The organism is Wolbachia endosymbiont (group A) of Cydia strobilella, assembly GCF_964026745.1.
In the GTDB taxonomy this organism is placed as follows: domain Bacteria; phylum Pseudomonadota; class Alphaproteobacteria; order Rickettsiales; family Anaplasmataceae; genus Wolbachia; species Wolbachia pipientis.
This window is the reverse complement of sequence record NZ_OZ034694.1, coordinates 804,546-827,940: the sequence shown is the minus strand read 5'-3', so window position 1 is coordinate 827,940 and position 23,395 is coordinate 804,546. Positions and strand designations below refer to the sequence as shown.

25 protein-coding genes are annotated in these 23,395 nt (G+C 34.8%); 17 read left to right on the top strand and 8 right to left on the bottom strand.

The annotated features are described in order from the left end of the window. The first annotated feature begins 46 nt into the window (after window positions 1-46). From AAGD76_RS04070 to AAGD76_RS04055, 4 genes are all read left to right on the top strand, one after another. Entirely contained in the window at window positions 47-421 is a 375-nt protein-coding gene (locus AAGD76_RS04070; RefSeq protein ID WP_022626145.1) for a hypothetical protein, read from the top strand. Window positions 422-465: 44 nt separating this feature from the next. Continuing rightward, window positions 466-2,820 carry a type VI secretion protein gene (locus tag AAGD76_RS04065; RefSeq protein WP_341820409.1) on the top strand — a complete coding sequence of 785 codons (2,355 nt, stop codon included), beginning with the start codon at window positions 466-468 and terminating at the stop codon, window positions 2,818-2,820. Continuing rightward, entirely contained in the window at window positions 2,801-5,653 is a 2,853-nt protein-coding gene (locus AAGD76_RS04060) for a hypothetical protein (RefSeq protein WP_341820408.1), read from the top strand. The genes AAGD76_RS04065 and AAGD76_RS04060 overlap by 20 nt, the downstream gene beginning before the upstream one ends. A gap of 120 nt (window positions 5,654-5,773) precedes the next feature. Then, window positions 5,774-6,259: a hypothetical protein gene (locus AAGD76_RS04055; protein WP_010082090.1), complete on the top strand. Its 486-nt coding sequence runs from the start codon at window positions 5,774-5,776 to the stop codon at window positions 6,257-6,259. Here the strand turns inward: AAGD76_RS04055 and AAGD76_RS04050 are convergent. Further along, entirely contained in the window at window positions 6,256-6,747 is a 492-nt protein-coding gene (locus tag AAGD76_RS04050; RefSeq protein ID WP_007551030.1) for an SH3 domain-containing protein, read from the bottom strand. The two genes, AAGD76_RS04055 and AAGD76_RS04050, sit on opposite strands and share 4 nt — an antisense overlap. A gap of 70 nt (window positions 6,748-6,817) precedes the next feature. On the opposite strand from AAGD76_RS04050, the gene AAGD76_RS04045 reads away from it, so the two are divergent. Both AAGD76_RS04045 and AAGD76_RS04040 read left to right on the top strand, forming a co-directional pair. Next, window positions 6,818-8,182 (top strand): pyruvate dehydrogenase complex dihydrolipoamide acetyltransferase, encoded by a 1,365-nt coding sequence (locus tag AAGD76_RS04045; protein WP_264707396.1) that lies wholly within the window; start codon window positions 6,818-6,820, stop codon window positions 8,180-8,182. Window positions 8,183-8,251: 69 nt separating this feature from the next. Next, entirely contained in the window at window positions 8,252-9,076 is an 825-nt protein-coding gene (locus AAGD76_RS04040) for a hypothetical protein (RefSeq protein WP_341820407.1), read from the top strand. A 45-nt stretch (window positions 9,077-9,121) separates the two neighbouring features. Here the strand turns inward: AAGD76_RS04040 and AAGD76_RS04035 are convergent, their stop codons facing one another. Both AAGD76_RS04035 and recR read right to left on the bottom strand, forming a co-directional pair. Continuing rightward, on the bottom strand, window positions 9,122-10,342 hold the full coding sequence (locus AAGD76_RS04035; RefSeq protein ID WP_253303549.1) for a P-loop NTPase fold protein: 1,221 nt from the start codon (window positions 10,340-10,342) through the stop codon (window positions 9,122-9,124). 3 nt (window positions 10,343-10,345) lie between these two features. Then, the gene (gene recR / locus AAGD76_RS04030) at window positions 10,346-10,951 is read right to left on the bottom strand and encodes a recombination mediator RecR (RefSeq protein ID WP_010963080.1); all 606 of its coding nucleotides are present in this window, start codon (window positions 10,949-10,951) and stop codon (window positions 10,346-10,348) included. A 222-nt stretch (window positions 10,952-11,173) separates the two neighbouring features. Between recR and AAGD76_RS04025 the strand changes: the two genes are divergently transcribed. Beyond that, complete coding sequence (locus tag AAGD76_RS04025; protein ID WP_156517965.1) at window positions 11,174-11,326, top strand: hypothetical protein; 153 nt, start codon at window positions 11,174-11,176, stop codon at window positions 11,324-11,326. 21 nt (window positions 11,327-11,347) lie between these two features. Continuing rightward, entirely contained in the window at window positions 11,348-11,458 is a 111-nt protein-coding gene (locus AAGD76_RS04020) for a WPE palindromic element domain-containing protein (protein WP_341820406.1), read from the top strand. A 599-nt stretch (window positions 11,459-12,057) separates the two neighbouring features. Here AAGD76_RS04020 and ndk read toward each other — a convergent pair. Then, on the bottom strand, window positions 12,058-12,477 hold the full coding sequence (gene ndk, locus AAGD76_RS04015) for a nucleoside-diphosphate kinase (RefSeq protein WP_015589428.1): 420 nt from the start codon (window positions 12,475-12,477) through the stop codon (window positions 12,058-12,060). A gap of 118 nt (window positions 12,478-12,595) precedes the next feature. On the opposite strand from ndk, the gene AAGD76_RS04010 reads away from it, so the two are divergent. The 3 genes from AAGD76_RS04010 to AAGD76_RS04000 all read left to right on the top strand — a co-directional run bounded on the left by AAGD76_RS04010 (window position 12,596) and on the right by AAGD76_RS04000 (window position 15,241). Then, a complete protein-coding gene (locus AAGD76_RS04010) occupies window positions 12,596-13,417 on the top strand; it encodes a hypothetical protein (RefSeq protein ID WP_341820405.1) in 822 nt (273 codons plus the stop codon). Further along, on the top strand, window positions 13,418-14,365 hold the full coding sequence (gene hemH / locus AAGD76_RS04005) for a ferrochelatase (protein ID WP_209472379.1): 948 nt from the start codon (window positions 13,418-13,420) through the stop codon (window positions 14,363-14,365). 78 nt (window positions 14,366-14,443) lie between these two features. After that, window positions 14,444-15,241 (top strand): hypothetical protein, encoded by a 798-nt coding sequence (locus AAGD76_RS04000; RefSeq protein WP_209472377.1) that lies wholly within the window; start codon window positions 14,444-14,446, stop codon window positions 15,239-15,241. Between the two features lie 3 nt (window positions 15,242-15,244). Here the strand turns inward: AAGD76_RS04000 and gshA are convergent, their stop codons facing one another. Then, window positions 15,245-16,405 (bottom strand): glutamate--cysteine ligase, encoded by a 1,161-nt coding sequence (gene gshA / locus AAGD76_RS03995; RefSeq protein WP_010963085.1) that lies wholly within the window; start codon window positions 16,403-16,405, stop codon window positions 15,245-15,247. A gap of 115 nt (window positions 16,406-16,520) precedes the next feature. Between gshA and hslV the strand changes: the two genes are divergently transcribed. Both hslV and hslU read left to right on the top strand, forming a co-directional pair. After that, entirely contained in the window at window positions 16,521-17,075 is a 555-nt protein-coding gene (gene hslV / locus AAGD76_RS03990) for an ATP-dependent protease subunit HslV (RefSeq protein ID WP_341820404.1), read from the top strand. A 1-nt stretch (window position 17,076) separates the two neighbouring features. Continuing rightward, complete coding sequence (hslU, locus tag AAGD76_RS03985) at window positions 17,077-18,567, top strand: ATP-dependent protease ATPase subunit HslU (protein WP_006280200.1); 1,491 nt, start codon at window positions 17,077-17,079, stop codon at window positions 18,565-18,567. 68 nt (window positions 18,568-18,635) lie between these two features. On the opposite strand, the gene AAGD76_RS03980 is transcribed toward hslU, so the two are convergent. Together AAGD76_RS03980 and AAGD76_RS03975 are read right to left on the bottom strand one after the other, a co-directional pair. Further along, window positions 18,636-19,577 (bottom strand): FKBP-type peptidyl-prolyl cis-trans isomerase, encoded by a 942-nt coding sequence (locus AAGD76_RS03980; RefSeq protein ID WP_341820403.1) that lies wholly within the window; start codon window positions 19,575-19,577, stop codon window positions 18,636-18,638. Further along, window positions 19,570-20,577, bottom strand: coding sequence for a polyprenyl synthetase family protein (locus tag AAGD76_RS03975; protein ID WP_010082029.1), 1,008 nt, complete (start codon window positions 20,575-20,577; stop codon window positions 19,570-19,572). Before AAGD76_RS03975 ends, AAGD76_RS03980 begins: the two co-directional genes overlap by 8 nt. A gap of 145 nt (window positions 20,578-20,722) precedes the next feature. On the opposite strand from AAGD76_RS03975, the gene acpP reads away from it, so the two are divergent. From acpP to AAGD76_RS03960, 3 genes are read left to right on the top strand one after another with little or no spacing between them, the layout of a single operon-like run. Next, complete coding sequence (gene acpP / locus AAGD76_RS03970; protein ID WP_006279836.1) at window positions 20,723-20,983, top strand: acyl carrier protein; 261 nt, start codon at window positions 20,723-20,725, stop codon at window positions 20,981-20,983. A 13-nt stretch (window positions 20,984-20,996) separates the two neighbouring features. Next, complete coding sequence (gene fabF, locus AAGD76_RS03965; protein WP_010082030.1) at window positions 20,997-22,268, top strand: beta-ketoacyl-ACP synthase II; 1,272 nt, start codon at window positions 20,997-20,999, stop codon at window positions 22,266-22,268. A gap of 3 nt (window positions 22,269-22,271) precedes the next feature. Further along, window positions 22,272-22,397, top strand: coding sequence for a hypothetical protein (locus AAGD76_RS03960; RefSeq protein ID WP_255322260.1), 126 nt, complete (start codon window positions 22,272-22,274; stop codon window positions 22,395-22,397). 40 nt (window positions 22,398-22,437) lie between these two features. On the opposite strand, the gene AAGD76_RS03955 is transcribed toward AAGD76_RS03960, so the two are convergent. Further along, the gene (locus tag AAGD76_RS03955; RefSeq protein WP_341820402.1) at window positions 22,438-22,662 is read right to left on the bottom strand and encodes a hypothetical protein; all 225 of its coding nucleotides are present in this window, start codon (window positions 22,660-22,662) and stop codon (window positions 22,438-22,440) included. A gap of 85 nt (window positions 22,663-22,747) precedes the next feature. On the opposite strand from AAGD76_RS03955, the gene AAGD76_RS03950 reads away from it, so the two are divergent. Beyond that, the gene (locus AAGD76_RS03950; protein ID WP_010082032.1) at window positions 22,748-23,344 is read left to right on the top strand and encodes a CPBP family intramembrane glutamic endopeptidase; all 597 of its coding nucleotides are present in this window, start codon (window positions 22,748-22,750) and stop codon (window positions 23,342-23,344) included. Window positions 23,345-23,395 lie beyond the last annotated feature (51 nt).

Here is a 23,395-nt window from a genome sequence, read left to right as displayed (position 1 = left end):
TATAAAAGTTGTTATATTTAAGAAATGTTTAAAAGGTATTTAGTTGATGCGCATTCAATTGAATAAAGTTTTGGTTTTTATAGCCTTATTAAGTTTCATTTTTGCATCATATTCTAGCGAAGCAAGTTCGGCGAGTGATGAATTAAAGGGTATACAAGAAACGGTAAAAAATTTTATTTCTTCATTTTCAGTTAAAGATACTGTAGAAAATATGAGTCCTTCAACAATCATAGGGTTGTGTATAGCTGCAGTGATACTTGCAGTAGTGTTCAGAGGTCTAATCTTTTTTATGATAATGTTTGGTGTACTGGTCCTGATGTTCGGTAGTACAGAAAAGGCAACAGACTACTTAAAAGAAAAATTTAACTTTGCAAAAGATATAAAATTACAATCCGATAGCGAAAAAAAAGATAAAAATTAAGATAGTATTTTTATCTTTTTTAATTATCTTTATTGAATACGCATATGCAGTTAAAAGTACCAACAGTTAACTCTAAGCTTAAAAAAAAGAACAACTTAGCATTACTAGAAAGCATTGATTTAGATTTTGTTCCTTATGCTTGTCATTACGATGAAGAAACCATACTAACAAAACAGGGAGAATTGTTAAAAATAATCAAGTTAGAAGATTATTCTTCTGTTGATAACTACAGAGACCTCAGAACTGAAATTAGAAAAAGCATATCAAAAAATATTAATAGCCTGTGTTTTACCGTTTGGATTCATACCGTTAGAAAGCGCAATAAACTGAGCTTGAAATGGAATAAAACTGAAGACTTCTCTGACAACCTACATTCAACGTGGTTTAATAAACTAACTGATAGTAAATTACAGTATATAAATGAACTATACATTGTAATATTGTTTAGCGATTTTGGCAAGCATACTAATAATTCGTTTTTTTTCAATAGAATAAAGAATAAGCATAAGTTGTCTTTACAAGAAAGCCATCAGGAGTTGCAAAAGATAACTGACGTAATTCAAAATGATTTAGGACCTTTTGGAGCTAAAAAACTGAGTCTAAGGTTTAGTGAAGGTAAAATATATTCTGAAATGATAGAATTTCTCCACTATATTGTTACATTAACGCACAAAGATTATCCAATACATGAAAGGGACCTGTCGCAATATATTAGAAATTTTAAAATAGCTTTTGGTTTCAATACGTTTCAAACAATATTTGAAAATCAACAGAAATTTGGCTCTATTTTCAGCATAAAAGAATACCGGGAAATCTCTTTAGGTAATATAGATAGATGCTTGCAGCTTGAATCTGAATTTATCATTACAGAAATAATGATATTTACTAGTAATAACAAAGCAATAAAAGAATTTAAAAAACAAATCAACATGCTGCAAATTAGTGAGGATAATACCTTACTTAAAAGTTCAGGAATTGAAGAAATAATAGAGCTTGAAAAGACCTCTAGTATAGACTTCTGCCAACAGAAAATTATTTTTACAATATTTGCAGATGATAGGAATAAGTTAGCTGAAAGTATTAGTGATTTATCTTCTATAATGTCATTAGTTGGCTTCATGATGTTTAGAACTGATTTACATATGGAAAGTCATTTTTGGGCACAACTTCCAGGCAATTTTGCTTTTATTACGCAACCGAAAAATATCTTAACAAAATACGCTTGCAGCTTTGCTATGCTGCACGATTTTACGTCAGGTACATTAAAAGGAAGAAGGTGGAAAGAAGCGGTAATGATTTTTTTTTCAAAAAAAGGAAATCCTTACTTCTTTAATTTTCATGGAAAAAGAAATAATGGCCATACTACGATACTCGGAGCTCCAAATTCAGGCAGAACTTCACTCATTAATTTTCTATTATCAGAATCAAGAAAGTTTAACCCAAGAATTGTCATATTGGATAACACTGGAAAATCAATAATTTTTACTAAAGCAGTGAGTGGTAAATATTACATAATCGATCCAAAATATAAGGACAAAAGCCTAAAATTTAATCCACTAAACATTGAAGATAGTGCTTCCAATCGCAATATGTTGGTTGAACTGATCAGAAGAATGGTAGCCGATACGAGCTTGGTGGACGTAGAAGAAAAGATAAGAAAAATTGTGGATTCTATATTTGCTATACCCAAGGAATCACGTTCTATTTCACAAATTTCTGAGGTGCTCTTGCTCCTTGGGGGTAAGATAAGTAGATGGTGTGACGATGGTGACTTTGCTTACTTATTTCAAGATGGTGATGAATCAGATATTGACTGGGAAACAAAAATTATATCTCTCAACACCGCAAACCTTACAAAACAAAAGGAATGTATGTCCGTGATACTTTACTATTTTTTATATTCTTTTGAGGCAAAATGTGATGGCTCGCCTGCAATACTTGTTTTGGATGAAGCATGGGAGATAAGTAATATTTTTCCTACAGAGAAAGAGTTTGATAACTGGATGCAAAGAATGACGGAACTAAATGTTGTAGTAATCCTAAGTACTGAGAATTTAAATCTCGCATTTGCTAGCAAATTTACTCAATATTTAGATAAACATGTTGATACAAGAATCTTGATGCCGAACGTCAATGCAAATAGATTATACATGAAGGCATTTTCTCTATCGAAAGAGGAGCTGAATATAATTCTGCAGACGCCAACACAGGAAGGTTTATTTTTGATAAAACAGTACAAAGGATTAGTAACCTTAAATCTGGATTTGAAGGATATGCAAGAAATACATGTACTTTCAGCTAACAAAGAGACTATAAAGTATATGTATGAGGCAATAAAAGAAAAAGGAGAAGAAGTTAATGAGTGGTTACCGGTATTTTATGAGAAGTGTAAGGCTTAATTTCTTATTGATATTTTTTTTGATACTTGGTCTTTCGTATCAAGGATATGCTGATTGTCCAACATTTGTAGCAAGTAATACTTGGTGGGAAGCAATAGTTGGTGGAGATTGGGTAAAGGAAATTAAGGTGCAAGCAATAAAAGATCAAGGAGTTGATGGTTACTTTAATCCCAAAATTAGAGTATGTGCTTATGATGGACAAAGTTATTGTTATGACTTACAAAGTGGGGAATCCTGCCGCCAGATATATGGAACGCAAGGTACAGGAGCTGGAGTTTCTGCTGCAGCTTTTATCGACTGGGAAGGAGATAAAACAAAAGCTGGAGAAGAAATTGCTCGGGGTCTTAAATGGGAATGGGCAGACGGTGTTACTGATGAGGAAAAAAGAAGATTCGCTAACTCTCCTAAAATATGTGCTTGCAGTCAAAAAGGGGCTTGTATGTCAGGAATTTCTTCATGGGGTTCTAGAGTATTTTCGGGTGAGAATATTTTCCGTCCTGGGGAGATGGAAAAAGTCTGTTATACCTGCTACCAAACGGCAGTAAAATGTGCTCCTGTTCCACTTGCACCTGGCCCCCCTCCATTTTGTGAACAACTTGCAATGTCACCTCCACAAGTTAGAATTGTTCCTATAACAAATGAAGATAATGATTACTTCGATCCAAGAGTTGGGGTGATAATTAGCGGACTGGAGGAAAGAAAAGAGTTAGGTTTTCCACACGTTGTTTCAAATAATGAGAACATTCCAAATCACTCATATACTGTTACAGATAAGGATACTCACTATTACTTCAAAACCTATAGAAAAAAGGGCCAGCTCTGCGCTGAATACCATGGAACTCAAAGTATAGACAAAAAAAATCCACAGTTCGTCCGCTGTTTCCCGGCACCACCTGCTCCAGAACCTGAGATAGTGGAGATAGTAAATGCAAATACATTGAAAGTAGAAATGAAGATGAGTGAGAGCACTTGTGCTAAAGCACATGGAACCTATAGTAATGGTTCCTGTACTTTTAATGTTAATACTGACCTCAACCATCCTATAAACATTGGCCCCCTATCTTTAAAAGTAGTAAAACCAGCAATAGTAGCAAAAACAACTGATAGTAATATTGATAATATTATAGAAGGTATATTAGAAAGTAATCCGCAACAATTTAAAGTTCTGAAAGAATATGGCTATGTTCCTGATGTGCAAATTAAATGTTCTAAAGGCGGAAGTTTTTATAGTTTTAATGATTTTGAGAAAAAGTTAAAAGACAAATCTATTCAATGTGAATTTAATAACTCTGGGCAGCCGGAAATAGAAGTAAAGTATAAAGGAAATTCTAACAGTAAAATGCTTTGTCTTTCTGGATGGCAGCCAGAACCAGAGGAGTTTGTTCTTAAAAGAGAAAATAAAATAATACCACTAAAATTAATGGGAACAAGATATACTAAATACAATGCTGTTTACTCCAAGGAATCAAATCAGTTCTATTATCTTCCAAGCAAGGAAATAGTTTGCCCTTTGAAAGAAACTCAAGAGAGGTTGGATAAAATAATATTTAATAAGCAAGAGTATGTTTTCTTCCCTGATGAAAATGAGCAGAAGAAGGAAGAATGCAGTTATTGTGTGAAGAAAGATAGCAAAATAGACGAAAAATTAAAATCTGGTGAAGGACTGAAAGTAGTATACAAATTGACGGATGTAGAGCATAAAGAAGGATGTGAGCAAGGTGATGATGGTTGCATCTGCTTTGATGGAAAGTGTAGCCGTTCAAAACAATATTTGAATAAAAATGAAGATGATAAGCCATTCTACTTAAGGTATGAGGAAGTGGATTGTAAAGATAAGGATGGTAAAGTATTAAGAGATGAAAAAAATGAAGTACGAAAGTGTACACAATTAAAAGATCAACTGATTAAAGCAAACAGAACAGAGGTTTTTTACGCTGATAAATTGTGTAGGTTCGATTTAGAAGGTCTCAAAAAGAAATTAAAAGAAAAATTAAAAGAGATAATCAAGGAACATCTGAAAAATAAGAAACCAGATCTTGAAAAAAATAATGAAAAATCCTATGATCATAAAAATAAAGATGTTTATACAGATGACTTATCAATAAAATTTGATCGTATTAAAATAGAAGCGTGGGGAAGTGGTGAAGCAGGTCATATACAAGGTAGTGGCTGTGACAATCAAAAATGCCATTCTACTGAAAGCAGAGTAGGGATGCCAGGAGATTATATTAAAGCTAAACTGAAAATCGATCCTAATTATCCTATAATTAAGGTGCAAGTCACAGAGGGAGGGGGTAACCAGGAAAGTAACTTCTCAGATAAGGACGGGGGACCTGTTTTCATAGAAATGTGCAATTCGCAGAAGCAACATTGCCAGCAACTGATTACTGTTGCAGGTGGAGGTGAGTATAGAACATACGGTGGTAAGGGTTATGAGGAAACAGTAATTCATAAGCAAGATTTAAAGCTAGAGGAGAAAATTGTAAAGGCAGATAAACTGAAGTCTACACAAGACAATCAAATAGCATATATAGAAAATGGTGAAATCAAGTACGAAACAGTAGAGTGTGGAAGTGGTTTGAGAAGCAGTAGATCTGGTGCAGGTGGCTGCATTAATAAAAGCAAAGGAATTTATGGTAAAGGCTCTCCAGGGTATGTGAAGATTAGACCTATTATAAAGGAATTTGACGAAGAAGAAATAAATGCTGCTATTAAAAAAGTAATAGAGGATCTATACGATCTTGAAACTATGACTGATTTTTGGGTAGGGGATCTTAACGTGAATATAAGTGGGATAATTAAAGAGGAAGTCAAAAAAGAATTATCAAGGTAAAAAGATATAGCTCTGGAAATGATGCTCTTGTTTTAATAATTAATTAAAGTAAAGCATGTAGTAAATGGTGTAATTGCTGTATCTTAACAAAAAGGTATAACGAATGTAGGAGGGTGCTTTATGTCTCTAAAGAATAAAATTTCTGAGTTAATAGAACAACAATTTAGCATTAAATACCATGACAATTATTTGGCTTACACTATACATAATTGGGCTGCAAGCGAAATATCTGATTCTATTACTTTTTGCATAATTGGTTGTGGAAATTGCAAGATTGGATATCAAGATGTTGCAAAGTCATTCAACATAACAAAAGAAGAAATTGACCAAGGTAATATTGCAAGCATAGAAAGTAAAATAAAAAGTGAAGCTGAAAAATCAGGTAGCGAGTTTTCTGAGTTGATTTCTAGAGTGGATCAATCGCTAAAAGAGCAGAGTGAAAAGTCTATTGTACAAATTTTAGATTCATCCGCTGAGGAGATGTTAAGGAGTTTCTGTGATAGCCCTGTACAGTCTCCAGAGCCTCAAGAACCCTCTGCTTCATCTGAAGAGCATGCTACAGAAGGCCCAGAAACTAGTGTTAATTCAGATCTTTTGTCAACCTAATCAACCCCATATATATGTTTTTTTTGTACCCATGCTTTGCGTTTTGGGGTGGAAAGAAAGCACCATTCTTCGTTGCATTTTTCTATCTTCATCACAACAAACTTGTCTATTTTCATAGTAATCTTGCTGTCTACACTCTGTTTTTGATATCCATAAGTATCTTCTTTTACAATCGCGTAGCGCTTATCACTAAGAAGATTGCCTTTTATCCATCCGCAGTCTTCATCTATATCGCAGACCTTTTTCCAACTCTCAAACTCTTCTATCACTTTCAGGGGCAGATTTTTGCAAGTGTATATCCATTTTACAGGATAGTGAAACCCTGGCCCCGTTCTCATGTTGATCTTATTTGATTTGGTTGAAACAAAGTTGTTAGCAAACAAGCTATGGCTAAATAATAAAAACAATAGGATAATAGTACTGAACCAAGATCCCAGTGTCACGCACTGGGATAACGTGAGGGATAGTGTAACAGACTTATTCATCATAATTCACGATTAGGTTGACATAAGATAAAGAGTAAATTAAAAATTGAATAGATCTTTAAATGCAAAATCAATGCCTATAGAAATATTAATGCCTGCTCTTTCACCGACAATGAGCAAAACTGGAGGAAAAATTGTAAAGTGGCATAAAAAAGAACAAGACAAAGTTGAAGTAGGCGACGTAATTGCTGAGATAGAGACTGATAAAGCCATAATGGAGTTTGAATCTATAGATGAAGGAGTCATAGCAAAAATTTTAGTAACAGAAGGAACAAGTGGCGTGTCTGTAAATCAACCAATAGCTTTAATGCTGGAAGAAGGAGAAGATGAAAGTGCACTTAACAACTATACTTCAACTTCCATCAATAGTGCAGTTAAAAAGGAAGTGACAAAAAGTGCTGTTGATAATCAAAAATCAGAACACCAAGATTTAAACGGAAAGCCAATAAGTCATTCTTCGGTGTCATTCCAGCGCGTGACGCTGGAATCCAACCCCTCAATGTCATCCCAGTGCTTGACGCTGGGATCTAGAAAAGAAGAATGGATCCCAGTGTCAGCTACTCAGATGACAGAGGGTTATGCAGAAGGTAGAACAAAAATAAGCCCATTAGCTAAGAAAATAGCTCAAAATGAAGGGGTTAATGTGCAGCAATTAAAAGGTACAGGACCATATGGTCGCATAATTAAGGCTGATGTGTTGGAGTTTTTAGGCAGTGGTATACATACTGAAAGTCCTGAGAAAGATACCATAGTTGAAGTAAGCAACATGCGCCAAGTGATAGCACAGCGCCTGACTGAATCAAAACAGAATGTTCCACATTTTTATTTAACTGTAGATTGCCAGGTTGATAAGTTAATATCGTTAAAAAACGAGATTAACTCAGCAGATGAAAACAATAAAGTAACAATTAATGATCTAATCATAAAAGCTGCAGCTTTCAGCATGAAAAAATTTCCTGATATAAATTCTTCGTGGATAGATAATAAAATACTGAGATATTCAAATATAGATATTTCAATCGCTGTGGCACTTGAAGATGGGCTAATTACTCCTATAGTAAAAAATGCTGATAAAAAGGGTATTTTATCTATATCAAAAGAAGTGAAAGATTTAGTAAGCAGAGCAAGATCTGGAAAATTGAAACCTGAAGAGTTTCAAGGAGGAGGGTTTACTATCTCCAACTTAGGGATGTTTGGTATAAAAGCCTTCAGTGCTATAATCAATCCGCCGCAATCTTGCATTATGGCAGTTGGTGCATCTAAAAAACAACCAATTGTTATGAATGAGAAAATAGAAATAGCAGAAATAATGACAGTAACGCTCTCTGTTGACCATAGAGCAGTTGATGGGGCACTCGGAGCAAAGTTTTTAAATGCCTTTAAGCATTATATAGAGAATCCTCTGGTGATGCTTATTGAAACTGCGGTAATCTATTAGCATTGTTATTACAAAATTAATACCTCTAAGTTTATACTTTTATTAGTTAATAGGTTTAGAGGTAAAAAAATGAATACTACAGTAGAAAAAAATAATCCAAAAATTTTTCCTAAAAATGAAGGAAAGATTAACTCAAAAGGCATGGTTGCCCCACCTGTTCCTCCGAAATCTTCCCAAGCTAAATTTGCTGGAATAAAAGCAATTTTTGAGCGAAATGTACCTCATTCTCAAGCAAATGATAGTAATAAAACAGTGAGTAGCAATCTTGGAAGAACATTTGGCCCAACAATGCAAAAACTCATGGAAGACAACATTCATAGCACTCCTAACAAACAACGCCGCAATTCAGGGGATAGTGGTATCAGTGATATTAGTAGCAGCACTTCTGATGATGAGGATAGAACAATAAAAGATAAAATGATGGAAAATGTTAAGCAGGATAACCATCAAAAAAGCTTTGATTTACATAAAGTACAAGCAACTGATGAATTAGAAACCGTAAAATTTCTCAAAACGCTAAGCAAGAAAGAAAGAGAAAAACTTGGTTTTTCTCCTAAACAGCAAAATAACCAAAAGGTTGAGACTAGCAAAAAAACTTATAATCCACTTGATTGGAATCCAATCTATCAAGGTAAAAAGCTCTTTAGCTTAGGCAATATGTCGAGTAATTCGTCTTCATGTAGTGAAAAAAGCAATATTTCAGATGTAAGCGATAAGTCTAATAATTCAAACATTGTTAGATGTAATATTACTAGGAGTAACAGTAAGGAAGACCTTCGTAAACCTGATGCTTCACATAATGACAAATCTGCAGGTAAAAAATTATCTAATGTCAATGTAAGCGAATTAATCAGAAAGTTTGAACAAGGTAATGACATAGTAAAAGGGCGTTAATCAAATGTTACCCTATCTTTGTATATGTAAAGGTAGGGTATCTTTTCAAAATAGTATATCCTTTATAGCTTTGTTAATTTTTGACTCCCTCTCTGCAAAAGCAGTTTCTAGAGAGGTTTTAAGTTTTTCCCATTCTTCTTGACCATTTAGAACTAAAGATTTATATTCATTTTCAATTTTTTCCAATGCTCTTTGATATGAAAAACCTAATTCCTCATATATATCAATATTTATCGATTGCAGTATTACCAAAAATGAAAACAAATTCGGATCAGGTAATTCTTCTCTTGTGTGATTCAGAAGACACAGCTTTATTTTTTTTACGCAGTATTCTATTGTTTTTAACGATAGTGACAGGCTTTCTGCATAAAATATAAAACTATCTACAATCAAATTTTTTGACTTTTTCGGTAATTTAATATTTTCAAATAGTTCTTTTGTAAATTTTTCTATCGGTTGTTTTGGCAAATGTAAAGAGAGATCAGTAAAAGATTTTAGGTCAAAATTTGGTCCAAGTATTGTGCTGATTGCTCTTTGTACATTACTCTTATCTTTACTTACAGAAATAATGAAAACCAGCCCCTCCACATCAAGCATATACTTTATAGATTCCAAAAAATCGACAACGAATTTAGGACGGCACACATCAAGATTATCCACCATTATATAAATGTTTTTGTCTTTTCTGATTTTATTAACCACATCCGCTAACTGTGTTTTAAAATCTCTAGTACTCTCTTTTCTTCTTTGGAGAAGACTTAATTCACTCAAGACAAAACCTATGTCTTTTTTATCAGCCTCTTTTGCAGCATCAAGAAATACTGAAAGCATAGCAAGTGGAGATTTACTGATCAGCTTTCCTAGTGTGTTTAGAGAAAATAGCTCTTGGTTTATGTTCTTGAACTGTTGTATAACACTTCTTTTTACTTTATACGATACAAATAAATCTTCAAATAGGAAATTTAAAAAAGAAGGCAGTGGTTGGTCCAATGCATTGATATCCCATGCACTATAATAAGCTGCAATTTCATTTTGCTGTTTTAACTCTTTTACCCATTCTTTCAAAAAAAACGTCTTGCCCCATCCATCATATCCTTCCAAAGATATTATTGTAAAAGACTGATCAATTGTTTTAATTATAGTGTTGAATTTACCTGAAAATTGCTTATAGTTTAGGTGGTCATTTTCCCAAGCCACCACTTTAAGTGGTGGCACTATTTTTTTCTTTTTGAATGTTATTAGCGATATAAGTTTTTTTAAGCACATGTCTTATTTTATATTTAACTCATATTCTTGTCTTGAAGTAAGTGCTATCCTCAGCGTTCCTTCATCAAGATAGTCAATTTCTCCGCCCATTGGTATGCCGCAAGCAAGGCGTGATATTTTCACATCCAAATTTTTTAGCAATTCAATTATATATTGTGCAGTAACTTGGCCCTCTAATGTCGGATTAATTGCGATAATTATCTCTTCAATTTTAGACTCTGTCACTCTTTTCAGAATAGTGTCAAGGTTGAGTTCTTTTGGACCTATGCCATTTATTGCAGACAATCTGCCACCCAAAACATGGTATAAACCTGAATATATATTTCCTTTTTCAAACGCCCATAGATCACCTAATTCTTCTACTACACACAGTAACTTAGTGTCACGTTTTGGGTTAGTACAAATAGAACAAGGTGACTTAGTATCTAGATTTCCGCAAACTTCACACTCTATTATAAGATCTGCTAGCTCTTTAATCAAAGATGCAAGTGGTAGCATAACTTTTTCTTTGTTTTGGAGTAAATGTATAACTAACCTGCGTGATGATGATGGCCCTAAACTTGGCAATTTAGAGAAAGCATGAACTAGATTCTTTATGTTAACGTTCATTCAATAAATTCAGAATAGGCAGTCAAATGGTAACATCAAACCCTTTGTAAAGAAAGTGGTAAGTTTCTCTTGATCCCACTTTGATCAGCTATAGAAAAAATTTTTTACTTTAACGAAAAAAATTACTTCCGCACACTTAAAGCCTGATTATAATAGACTTCTTGCATAACCCAAACTAAGTAGAAAAAAGGTATCATCCAAGTAGCTGACACTGGTTCCTTTATGACGGCAGTACCTTCTCCTGTCATCCGAGTAGCCGACTACTTGGATCCAGGAAATTTAACTCTACCAAGTAAATGTACAATAAGAACTAGATTCCAGACTGGAATGACAGCAGTCCTACGTCATACCGCGATTCATTCTCGGTATCTCTAGATCCCGCTAACAAGTAGCGGGATGACGGTTGTCAGGCTAGCTTTCATCCCAGTGCCCAGACACTGGGATCCAGAAATTTTAATTGTAAGTAAGCATACTGGGTTGATAAGTATAAAAGTAGCTAGAAAATAAACATTTTTGATGAGATTATATGGAAAACTGGATGCCAGTGTCAAGCACTGGCATGACACCCTTCACGGACTTTTAAATTACTTTAGCTATAAATATTAAGAAATTTACCAAATGAAAAAAAAGGCAAAAGAAGCCCTGGGGTTATTATCCGCTTTAAAATATTGGCGTTTTTTATGTTTTAAACGCTTGACAAGCGAGATTCAGCCGCTTTTAATTGCAACTAACTTACGCTGCAAATGTTTAAGAAATTTACTAAGCAGAAAAAAAGACAAAGAATCCCCGAGTTAGCTAGTCTTTTACTATCTCTGTCGAGTATTGGCATTTTTTGATGTCTTGTAACGCTTTATAAGCGCGTTCAGCTTATTTAGATAAAAACCTAGATGTAGATGAAGTTTTGTAAAGACATACAGTATCTATATACTGCAAAAAATTGAACATAAGACGCCGATACATTAAGTAATCCTTACCTTTTAATCTGCAGATTGGCGAAAGCAAATACAATAGCTTCAGTTTCATGATAAGGGGGCTGGTGAGGTTTGTCAAGGAAGTTTTTTCGTTTCTATGTTGTCAGCTACTTGGATGACGCCAATCTGAGTTGACTACACCAACTCACATTCAGCAAAAAAGAAAGCTATCTCCTTACGAGCATTTTCTAGACTATCTGAGCCGTGAACTCTATTTTCACTAATATCATCAGCAAAATCACCCCTGATTGTGCCTTTATCTGCCTGCTTTGGATCGGTAGCTCCCATGATTTGTCTGTATTTACTTACTGCATTTTCACCAACTAAAACTTGAACTACCACAGAACCAGAGGTCATAAACTCTACTAATTCCCCAAAAAAAGGCCTATCTTTATGAATTTCATAAAACAGCTCTGCTTGTTTTTTTGTTAGTAACATCATTTTTTGTGCTGTGATTTTCAGCCCAGATTGTTCGATGTAGGAATTTATATTGCCTGTAATATTATTTTTTACTGCATCAGGTTTTAATATTGAAAGTGTCTTCTCAATTGCCATATTATTCCCTCATATTAAGTAAAATAGTATATTTATAGATTTATCTTATTATAAATTTTAATTTCATAAAAGTGATTTTTTATTTATAGTTAAGAATAAACCATCAAGGAGGTATTGTATGGGTGAATGTTGTAAAAATAACACTACTAAACAAGCTGAGCCTACCACTAAAAAACAAGCTAAATCTACTACTAAAAAATTAGTAAGTAACTTTAAGTCATCACTTTTTTGTGGAACAAAAGGATTTTTAACTTTTAATTTGGCCTTTTTAAGTTATTTGGAATATAGTTCACATCATAATACAGAATTAAAAAAAGGTGCTGCCTTTGCAATGAAAAGGAATACTATTCCATTGCTTGAAATGATAATCATAGCACCGCTTGTTTGTTTTGCACTGCCGGCTATAGTAGGTGGTTTAAGTCTTTTACAATGTGCACTTGCTTGTGCTGTCTTAATGATTGCCACATGTTTTATTGTCAGAACTTTTAATCTACGTGAAAAATTATTAGAAAAACAAACAGGTTGCCCAAAAGAAACAGTGAATAAGGAATTTGAGAAAGATACTATAATCTACCCTATTTTCGATAAAAGTAGAAAACACATCGAGTATAATTCGCCTAACTCAGAGCAACCACCGGATGAAACGAGTAGCACCTCTCTTTTCGTTAAAGTTTTACTTTTCCCTCTAAAGGTTCTTTTGAAGGTCCTGCAAAGTTATATAATGCTATCTTTAGCTGCTGTTGAACTTCTTGAAACGGTACCAAGTCTTTTTGTCGATACATTTTTCGATTGGAGCTTCACATCTACCAAGAGTAACCTGCAGAGATCAGGTCATTTATTGTATGCAAGTGTAAGAAATTTAGTGCCCATAACTAAATTTGATGAGTGTGTAGCTAATTTTATAGGCACCCCAAAAGTAACTTGTTGTAGTAGTGCGTAGGTGAAAAAGGCAGTTATCTTATTTAACCTTGGCGGACCTAATTCATTGAATGCGGTTCGTCCTTTTTTATTCAACCTTTTTTATGACAGGAGAATAATCAATCTACCGAATCCCTTTCGGTTTCTTTTAGCAAAGTTTATATCTGCGAAACGAGAAAATACTGCACGAGAAATATATGAGCAAATCGGAGGCAAATCGCCGATTTTGGATAATACGAAAGCACAAGTTAATGCTTTAGAACTAAAATTAAATGAAGATAGAAACCATGTATACAAGGTATTCATCTGCATGCGCTACTGGCACCCTTTTGCCGACGAAGTTGTTAAAAGTGTAAAACAATTTGATCCTGACGAAGTAATTCTGTTGCCACTTTATCCACAATATTCAACTACCACAACTCTGTCATCCATCGAGAATTGGCAAAAAAATGCTAAACGGTATGGCCTAAAATGCAATACAAAAATGATTCACCGTTATTATGATAACCAAGATTTTATTGAAGCTCACGCTAATCTGATAGCTAAGTACTATAAATTGGCTAGCAAAATCGGTAAACCAAGAGTCCTATTTTCAGCCCATAGCTTACCTCTTAGTATCATTAAAAAGGGCGACCCTTACGCTTCACAGGTAGAAAGAAGCGTAGAGTTAATAGTAGAAAAGTTAGCTATCAATAACTTAGATTGGTCAATATGTTATCAGAGTAAGATTGGTCCTGTAAAATGGCTAGAGCCAAGCACTGAAAGTGAGCTATTACGCGCAAAAGCTGATGGTGTACCTGTAGTTCTATCACCTATATCTTTTGTTTCTGAGCATTCAGAAACTCTAGTTGAACTTGATATAGAATATAAAGCAATTATCAAGGATGGATATTACTTTCGTGTGCCAACTCTCAGTACCGATCCCTTGTTTATAAAATGCTTAGCCGATTTGTGCATAAATCTCCCTTAAAGTCCTGATTCATAGGGCTTTTCTTTTAGGATTTTATGTGATAGAATAACAGAAAGTTATTATTTTATTAACTATTTTATGCTAAACAAGCTAAAAAAGAAATCTAACACACCCGCACAAAAGGTACATGATGCTTATAATCATGATATCAGAAAGGTAATCTGCATCACAACAGGTTTAACAGCCCTATTGTGTAAGATTTCACTGCAATTTTGCTGCGAGTTCATTGACAATAATAGATCCAATATCTCCTTTATCAAGAATGTTGCCCGATGGGTGAAATTTCCGACATCTACCCTATACATTGCCCATTCTGCATTTATCTTACGGGATTTGGTAAAAGATTATAAAGACCCTAAGGGTAAAAAAGAATTAGCAAAAATTTTGGGTAAATCGGCTAACCTTGCAAGCAGCACCATAGAAGCATTGATGATGTTGAAAGTCATCCATTTTTTGGCTAGAGGTAATGCAGATGTAACAAGTTATATTAGTTCAACATCAACGATCCTATTTTTGTTCATTTCAGAACCTATAAGCTATTATTATACATGCAAGAAATATCTGGATAATAAGGATCCTGAAAAGTCTGCTAAGTGTAAGAAGGACCTTATTATCAGCACATTAACTTTGTCGTTAGGTTTATTAAACTTCATATTAAGAAGGATAGAAACTCCAACTATACCAATAAACTTGGGTAGTGGTATAATCTATAATTTCAACTTAAGCGTAACAGTCAGCATAATATATAGTGCAGTATTTCTTGCAGTTCAACTTGATAAGTTGTTTAATCAACCTGTCAATGATGATCCTTCCACTGAACTTGATGATGTTCATAATATAAACGGTCATTCTAATGACAGCACTGTAGAGGTATAAGAATTAGGGATGAAAAGATTTTATTTCTACTGCCAACGCTAGTACTGCTAATTTGCTAACAATACTCCAAAGTGATAGAATTTTACCTTCTACAACCTGGCTAACATCATGAAACTCACAGTCAGTGGCATTCAAGCTAGAATATACATCTTTTCTGCTATTACATCGGTATAAGTAACATGTTGAAGTATCTCCTATATAGTATATTAGCGGTTCTGCAGAACTGCTTTTAAACATGTCAATGGTTGGTACACCTTCTTGTATAATAACGCTATTGATTGCTATTCCTTCTTTTATCTTTTTCATTTTATGACGCTTTTTTTTATTGAGGTTTAATATTTCCTCTCCACTTGTTGCTGTTATAATGCCCATCCCATATGTGCCATTGCTTGCTTTGATAAAAACGTAAGGTTGTGTTTTTATTTTATATTCTTCGTATTTTTTTTGCACTAGAGATAATATTTGGTCAACTTTAGTTGCTACTGCTCCTAGTGACAAATCATCATCAAAATCAACTCCATCACAGCTCTCTGTAAGCACAGAAATTAGCCATGGGTCTATTTTAAATTTGCCACAAAACTCAGATGCTAATTCTTGATAGATTTCAAAATACTTAAATTTCTGCCTGCTATGCCAACCGTATAGTGGGCTTGGTACTATATCTTGCTTTACGTCTTTCAGCGTGTCTGGAATGTGGCTCGTCATATCACGGTTCAGTATAATAACATCAGGCACAAATCCTGAAGTTGTCTTTAGCAGAGAGTTTTCTTTCACAACAGTTTCATACTGTTCTATTAAATTGTATACTTCATTATATAAAAGGCCAATTCTAGTCTCAAAACCTGCGAGTTGTAGTATTTTCTCTATAACAAATACGTTTTCTATATACATTTTATTGCGTGTATAATTTTCCGGTATTATAAGAACCTTTTTGTATTGATGTCTTTTAAAATAGCTTTTTATCAATCTTGCTGCCATCGTTCTTGATTCTTCACTTAAGTTATTGAACCCCGCAGGAAATAAATTAGCGTCTACTGGAACGATTTTATAGCCAGAGTTTCTAAGATCTATAGAGCTATAAAATGGCGATGTAAGGCCATTAAATTTTGCTTCGAACCAATTATTTATACTTTTTTCCAAATCTGGGTGAATTATGTTTTGCATCTGCACTTTAAATGTTATAAGGAAGGTATTATATTATAAGCTATAGTTGAACATATTTAGTAAATTTGACTAAAGATTAAAGTATAATGAGATTCTTATTTAAAGTGATAGAAAAATGATTCAACACGATAACAATAAAATGTATGGCACTACTATATTATCAATTAGAAAAGATAAAAGTGTAGTAGTAATAGGTGACGGACAAGTTTCACTGGGCCACACTGTTATAAAATCTGGAGCAAAAAAAGTTAGGCGTCTTTCTGGTGATTCCGTAGTTGCTGGATTTGCCGGGGCAACAGCCGACGCATTTACTCTTTTTGAAAGATTAGAATCTAAACTTGACAAGCACCCAGGGCAATTAATGAGAGCATGTGTTGAACTTGCAAAAGACTGGAGAATGGATAAATATCTGAGGAAATTAGAAGCTATGATGATCGTTGCAGATAAATCTATTTCATTAGTAATTACGGGAACAGGTGATGTTCTTGAACCTGAAGATGGAGTCGCAGCTATTGGCTCTGGGGGAAATTTTGCTCTATCTGCAGCAAGAGCTTTAATTGACATTAAAGGAATATCAATAGAGGAAATTGCGAAAAAGGCTATGAAGATAGCTGGCGATATATGTGTTTATACAAATCATAATGTAGTTATTGAAAAGATAGAGGAGTGATATGTCTTCCAAGCAAAAAACTTTATGCACCAATTTTTCCAATCAGCCCATAACCCTTTCAGAAGGGCGGTCTTGTAGTAGTGACACCTACGATGAAAAAGATAACCTCTATAAAGATACTAAGAGTGGTTTTGATTCAAATGACAGCGATGTTCAAGTTAATGACAGCACTCAAGTTTTGTTAGATGACCTGCCACCACAGAAGATAGTTAAAGAATTGGACAGATTCATAATCGGACAGGATGATGCAAAGCGTGCTGTTGCTATTGCGCTCAGAAATCGTTGGCGTCGCAATCAGGTTCCATTTCCATTGCGTGATGAAATCATACCTAAGAATATATTGATGATCGGTCATACAGGGGTTGGTAAAACTGAAATAGCTCGTCGCTTAGCAAAACTTGCCGGTGCACCGTTCATAAAAATTGAGGCAACGAAGTTTACTGAAATAGGGTACGTTGGACGTGACGTTGATTCGATAATACGCGATTTAGTTGATGCAGCAATAGTTTTAGTTAAAGAGAAAGCCCGTAAAGCCTTAGCTAAAAAGGCTTTAATTTTAGCTGAAAAAACAATAGTAAACTCTATGGTAGGCGAAAATGCAACCGAAGAGAGTAAAAAAATTTTTAGAGAAAGGTTGAGGAATAAAGAGTTTGAGGACGGAGAAGTTTCTATTAACGTCAGAGAGAGCAAGAGTATGTTACCTACTTTCGATATACCAGGCATGCCAGGTGGGCAAGTTGGTGTGATGAATGTAACAGAAATAATGGGCAAGATGTTTAACGGGAGCAAAAAAACAAAAACTATTACGGTGAAGGTAAAAGAAGCGCGTGAAATATTAATTAATGAAGAAAGTGAAAGGCTAATGGATGAAGATAAGATAATCAAAGAAGCCATTGATCTTGTTAGTAATGACGGTATAGTATTTTTGGATGAAATAGACAAAATTGCAGCGCGTACAGAAGTAAAAGGTGAAGTAAACAGAGAAGGAGTGCAACGCGATCTGTTACCATTACTTGAAGGAACAACTGTTACAACTAAGTATGGCCATGTAAAAACAGACTATATATTATTTATTGCATCTGGTGCTTTTCATCAGTCTAAACCATCTGACCTCTTACCGGAATTGCAGGGCAGATTACCGATCAGGGTAGAACTTAAGGCACTTACTCAAGAGGATTTAATAAGAATATTAAAGGAACCAGAATCTAGTTTGTTAAAGCAGTACATAGCTTTAATGAAAACAGAAAATGTGACACTTGAGTTCACTGATGATGGTATAAAAACCATAGCTGAAATAGCGTTTACAGTTAATAGGCAAGTGGAAAATATAGGCGCAAGAAGGCTTCACACTGTCATGGAGAAGCTTTTAGATGAAATAAGTTTCATTGCTTCTGAGAAAAATAGCGAAAAATTCATTATAGACAGCAAGTATGTAAAAGATAAACTTGAGTCAATTTCGAAGCAGCTTGATTTATCTAAGTTTATACTTTAGGAAAAACGAAAAGCCTACTTTAAGTAGTATAGAGAGTGTTCAGAAGATTAGCCAGTAGACCTAAAATTTCAGCTATATTCTTTAGGCTGTTTTTCAACAGTAGAATGGTGTGCTGCGACCTCTTGCTTAACATCTAAGCTTAAGTCAATTATTGAGATATTTTCTTCATCATAATCTATGTCTTTTATTAACATATCGTCAGTAATAGTCAAAAGGTCAGGCGGAGAAAGAATAGTTCTTTTATTACCAGCTCTCATTCCCACAACTCCAAGCTCTATAGCAAGTGGTATTTTTTTATCGCCAACCCTAAATTGCACTGTTTGATCTTTGACTATATATTCCCCATTATGCTCCTTTACGCTATATTTAACCGATATCTCATCACCGCACCTTACTTGTTTTCCAGTCTTGTTAATTAAGTCATTAAAAACCATCAGATTATTTACTGAGTCGGGATATTTATCCTTTACTCCGATCAGTTTGACGTAATAAGAATTAAAATTCATTTTGTTCTCATTGGCAATAGTAACTACACGCTCTCCGCCTTCTTTCATACCTATTACCCCTAAACTCACTTCTTTTAGGTCATCTTGACCTATTTTCAAAGTAACATCAGAAACTTTGCTAGGGAGTGTTGCTGAGTTATTATTAGAAATTTTATATATTTGCAATAGGACTTCCTGGCCACAAAAAGCCTTGCTGCCACTGCCTTCAGTAATTTCATAAAAATTTATTGAATCTTCTTCCTTTTGCTGCGTTATTTCTTCTAAATATTCTGTCAGCCCATGCTTTTCAATATAGCGGTCAAGTGCTGATTCAAGTATTGGCTTCACTAGGTAATGTGCTATCGTCTGTATCAAACCACCATGCGTGGCATTTATCTCATAAAGCTTGTCCTTTTTTTCCGGTTTACCTTTGTTTATATAGACAATAGTAAACACAAAAGCAGAAGTTAAAGTGAGAATCATTACTACGGAAATAAGCATTTGTAATATAATTTTTCTAACCATCTTTCTTTACTTGATTCAATAAATCATATAAATAATTAGTATCCCCTGAAAGCGCACTCAAATTATCCAAGCCTTGTTTAAAGAGGCCGTCTATATAGTCCTCTACTTCACTTTTACCAAGCACAGACATAAGATTATTTGTTTTATCTTGTTCGTAGTCTTCAATATCATCCTTAGCTTGAAAGATAAGCCCTAGATTTATTCCATAGTTATATAACGCTTTACGTTGCTTGTCTGTAGCACCCCCTATTATAGCACCTATTTCACATGAAGCTGCAAATAGTTTTGCGGTTTTCATCAAATGAATTTCTTTTATTTTATCAGCTTGGCCCGACGTCATTCCAGCGTCATACATACAGCCGTACGAATGTTGTAGTTTTAAGGTAGAAAGGGTGTCATGCAAGTAGCTGACACTGGAATCCATTTCATGTTCAGCTCCACTATCGCATGGCTTTTTGCACGAAATGCTTGTAGGCAAAGCCTTCTGGATCCCAGTGTCCGCTACTTGAATGACAGAGGGTTGGGGGCTAAAATCTATATGCTCACTGTTAATATCTAAAGCCTGTCCTCCCACCATTCCCCTAATTCCTATTGCCTGAGAAAGAACTTTTATGATCTCACAGCGTTTCTCATTTAACGAAGATAATACCTCAAAAGCCAGAGTAAGTAGTGCATCTCCGGCAAGCACTGCTGTTGCTTCATCAAATTTTTTATGGCAGCTTAGCTGGCTTCTGCGAGTATCACTGTTGTCCATGCACGGTAAATCATCGTGAATTAGAGAGTAAGCATGAACAAATTCAATTGCTGCAGCAACTGATATTACTTTTTTAGCTTCCGCGTTAAACACTCGCGATGAAGCTACGACTAAAAAGGAGCGTATATGTTTTGCAGGAGCAAGGAGTATATAACGCATAGCTGATATAAGCTTATTCTCGCTATTTTCGGGTAAGAGTTTATTTACTTCTACAATAAGCAAATTTTTTGTTGTTTCGTCTAGCATTTTTGAATTGTTAATTGTTTAGCACGTAACGCTAGCCAGCTAGGGCAGTAGAAAACTTTACTGTAGTTTACCAGTTATAAAAGATATTGCAAACATAAAAATTTTTTATAACATCAAAGAATAGGTTATTTTTTTGGTAAGAAATGTGAATAGCGAACTAGCAAAGAGCACTAGAGAAGACATAGAAGAAAAAGTGAAAAAGATTATACTAGAGCATATTAGTAAGGATGTAGAGAAATTCAACAGCTCTTCAAAGCTTTCGGAGCATGGTACAGACAGCTTAGATGCAGTTGAAATCATCATGGCAGCAGAAGAAGAGTTTGGAATAGAAATTCCAGATGAAGACGCACAAAAAATGGAAACTATGGAGCAAATAGTTGAGTACATTAATAATAAAAAAGGCTAATAGTTAGTGTTAAATGAGCAGAAGAGTAGTAGTCACTGGTGTTGGTTTAATCACTCCACTAGCGGCAGATGTTGACAACACTTGGTCAAGGCTAATAAAAAGTGAGTCTGGCATAAAAGCAATCAATACGGATAGATTTGACTCTTCTGATCTTGCTTGCAAAATTGCAGGGCAGGTGCCGTTGCAATCAGACAACATTGAGCACCATTTCAATCCACTAGATTATATTTCTGAGAAAGACTCAAAAAGGACAGATCGTTTTATCCATTACGGTATTGCAGCAGCTATTCAGGCAGTAGATGATTCATTAATTTTGGAAAGCCAAAATATCAATCGGGAACGTGTTGGTGTGACTATTGGCTCTGGTATAGGTGGTCTTCCGTCAATTCAGGAAAATGTTATTACCATGCAGGAAAAAGGGCCCAGACGTGTCAGTCCATTTTTTGTCCCTGCAAGTCTAATAAATTTGATATCTGGCCATATTTCTATTAAATACGAATTTACAGGTCCAAACGATTCAGCAGTAACCGCATGTGCAACAGGTGCGCATGCAATCATAAACTCAGCAAGAACTATAAAACTTGGTGAAGCGGATGTTATGATTGCAGGTGGAGCAGAAAGTGCACTGTGTAGAGTTGGAATTGCAGGTTTTGCATCTATGAAGGCGTTATCAACTAAATTTAACGATAAACCGGAAGAAGCTTCAAGGCCATGGGATGAAGAACGCGATGGTTTTGTTATGGGTGAAGGAGCAGGTATATTGGTGCTGGAGGAATACGAACATGCGAAAAAAAGGGGGGCAAAAATACATGCTGAACTGGTTGGGTACGGACTCACAGGAGATGCGCACCACATTACAGCACCACATCCAGAAGGAAGAGGCGCATTTAAGGCAATGCAGCTTGCTTTAAAGAGCGCACAAATTAATCCCAATCAAGTAGGGTATATCAATGCACATGGAACTTCAACGCCACTTGGAGATAAAATTGAAGTAATAGCAATGAAACAGTTATTCGGTGACTACGTTTATAAAATACCTGTTTCTTCAACTAAATCTTCTATAGGACATTTACTTGGTGCTGCAGGGAGCGTTGAAGCAATATTCAGTATTCTTGCGTTAAATAATGGAATTATTCCGCCAACCTTAAATTTACACAAGCCTTCAGAAGGATGTGATTTAAATTTTGTACCGTTTAAAGCTCAGGAGCATAAAATTCAATATGCACTTTCTAATTCGTTTGGTTTTGGTGGCACTAATGCATCGCTCATATTTGGACAAGTTTAGTTGATGTCACCCCAGTGTCTTCCTCTTGTCATTCCAGTACCCTCCTCTTGTCATGCAAGCAGCTCTCCTACTGTCATCCCAGCACGTGACACTGGGATGACAAACGGTTGTGAAAGGGAATACATATAAAAATTAAACTATCAATAGCAATTCAAAAAGAAAAAATATTCTATTCATCCCTGAAGAAGTATTTTATTGACAATTTATGAATAAAGATCAATAATGCAGAAAAGGAATTGATGGACGTATGCATGAATTTAACCACTATTAATTGTACATTATTTGTTGTAATTACATATTTTTTGACGTGCATTATAGCTTGGTGCTTACCTTTCAAAGACATAACATTATTAACAACATTTGTTCCGGCTTCAGTTGCAATTTTGCTAACCATTTATAATAAACAGAAGGTAAGGGATCTTTTTAAACTTAGTTCGCCAAAAAACTGTCTATTAGGGTTTATACTTATTCTGGTAAGTATGCTAATTTCCAATGGTCTTTTGTCAATTTATTGCGGTTTTTCATTTTTCCGAGAGTCTTTTACGTTAGACCGTGTAAAGGATTTGAGTGCAGTTTTGAGTCCATTAGTGATGTTATTTGTTTTATTATCAACCTTTGTGATGTGGATCATTATGTCTCTTGGTGAAGAGATCGGTTGGCGTGGCTATCTTTTGAAAAATCTTAAAAGCAAAATATCAAATTTTTATATCAGAGCAATTATTGTCGGTATTATTTGGTCAGTATGGCACATACCAACTTATGTGGTTGCTGGCTCAGCTTTGTGGAAGGATGGCTTTACATTCCCGACTATTTGTGCTTATACCCTTTATATTTGTGCAATGTCTATAATGTTTACCTGGTTGTTTGAAAAAGACAACTCGATTTGGCCAGTAACTATTGCTCATGCAACAAATAATCTTGTGTATAGTGTTTTGAGCATTCTAATGCCGTCTCCTCCTCTGTCAACTTTCGATGCAGTAATTCGCCTTACATTAGGAGCAGCTGGTTATTTCATTGTTGCAATTGGTGTTATTTGGTTTGATAAAGCTCGAGAGCGTCATTTGAGTAATTCATAGTATAAAATTTCGGGGGCAATTCGCATCAGGTGTCATGCAGGTAGCATGACA

What these genes read in the sequence shown, in the direction of transcription:
- AAGD76_RS03950 (WP_010082032.1), top strand. Translation starts at nt 22,748, where the DNA reads ATGCTAATTTCCAATGGTCTTTTGTCAATTTATTGCGGTTTTTCATTT.
- AAGD76_RS04020 (WP_341820406.1), top strand. Translation starts at nt 11,348, where the DNA reads ATGACGGTTGTCAGGCTAGCTTTCATCCCAGTGCCCAGACACTGGGAT.
- AAGD76_RS04065 (WP_341820409.1), top strand. Translation starts at nt 466, where the DNA reads ATGCAGTTAAAAGTACCAACAGTTAACTCTAAGCTTAAAAAAAAGAAC.
- AAGD76_RS03980 (WP_341820403.1), bottom strand. Translation starts at nt 19,577, where the DNA reads ATGGTTAGAAAAATTATATTACAAATGCTTATTTCCGTAGTAATGATT.
- AAGD76_RS04060 (WP_341820408.1), top strand. Translation starts at nt 2,801, where the DNA reads ATGAGAAGTGTAAGGCTTAATTTCTTATTGATATTTTTTTTGATACTT.
- hslU (WP_006280200.1), top strand. Translation starts at nt 17,077, where the DNA reads ATGTCTTCCAAGCAAAAAACTTTATGCACCAATTTTTCCAATCAGCCC.
- recR (WP_010963080.1), bottom strand. Translation starts at nt 10,951, where the DNA reads ATGAACGTTAACATAAAGAATCTAGTTCATGCTTTCTCTAAATTGCCA.
- AAGD76_RS04055 (WP_010082090.1), top strand. Translation starts at nt 5,774, where the DNA reads ATGTCTCTAAAGAATAAAATTTCTGAGTTAATAGAACAACAATTTAGC.
- AAGD76_RS04070 (WP_022626145.1), top strand. Translation starts at nt 47, where the DNA reads ATGCGCATTCAATTGAATAAAGTTTTGGTTTTTATAGCCTTATTAAGT.
- AAGD76_RS03955 (WP_341820402.1), bottom strand. Translation starts at nt 22,662, where the DNA reads ATGGTTAGCAAAATTGCAACTGAAGCCGGAACAAATGTTGTTAATAAT.
- fabF (WP_010082030.1), top strand. Translation starts at nt 20,997, where the DNA reads ATGAGCAGAAGAGTAGTAGTCACTGGTGTTGGTTTAATCACTCCACTA.
- AAGD76_RS04010 (WP_341820405.1), top strand. Translation starts at nt 12,596, where the DNA reads ATGGGTGAATGTTGTAAAAATAACACTACTAAACAAGCTGAGCCTACC.
- hslV (WP_341820404.1), top strand. Translation starts at nt 16,521, where the DNA reads ATGATTCAACACGATAACAATAAAATGTATGGCACTACTATATTATCA.
- AAGD76_RS04045 (WP_264707396.1), top strand. Translation starts at nt 6,818, where the DNA reads ATGCCTATAGAAATATTAATGCCTGCTCTTTCACCGACAATGAGCAAA.
- ndk (WP_015589428.1), bottom strand. Translation starts at nt 12,477, where the DNA reads ATGGCAATTGAGAAGACACTTTCAATATTAAAACCTGATGCAGTAAAA.
- AAGD76_RS04040 (WP_341820407.1), top strand. Translation starts at nt 8,252, where the DNA reads ATGAATACTACAGTAGAAAAAAATAATCCAAAAATTTTTCCTAAAAAT.
- AAGD76_RS04025 (WP_156517965.1), top strand. Translation starts at nt 11,174, where the DNA reads ATGACGGCAGTACCTTCTCCTGTCATCCGAGTAGCCGACTACTTGGAT.
- AAGD76_RS04035 (WP_253303549.1), bottom strand. Translation starts at nt 10,342, where the DNA reads ATGTGCTTAAAAAAACTTATATCGCTAATAACATTCAAAAAGAAAAAA.
- AAGD76_RS04000 (WP_209472377.1), top strand. Translation starts at nt 14,444, where the DNA reads ATGCTAAACAAGCTAAAAAAGAAATCTAACACACCCGCACAAAAGGTA.
- AAGD76_RS03975 (WP_010082029.1), bottom strand. Translation starts at nt 20,577, where the DNA reads ATGCTAGACGAAACAACAAAAAATTTGCTTATTGTAGAAGTAAATAAA.
- AAGD76_RS04050 (WP_007551030.1), bottom strand. Translation starts at nt 6,747, where the DNA reads ATGATGAATAAGTCTGTTACACTATCCCTCACGTTATCCCAGTGCGTG.
- AAGD76_RS03960 (WP_255322260.1), top strand. Translation starts at nt 22,272, where the DNA reads ATGTCACCCCAGTGTCTTCCTCTTGTCATTCCAGTACCCTCCTCTTGT.
- gshA (WP_010963085.1), bottom strand. Translation starts at nt 16,405, where the DNA reads ATGCAAAACATAATTCACCCAGATTTGGAAAAAAGTATAAATAATTGG.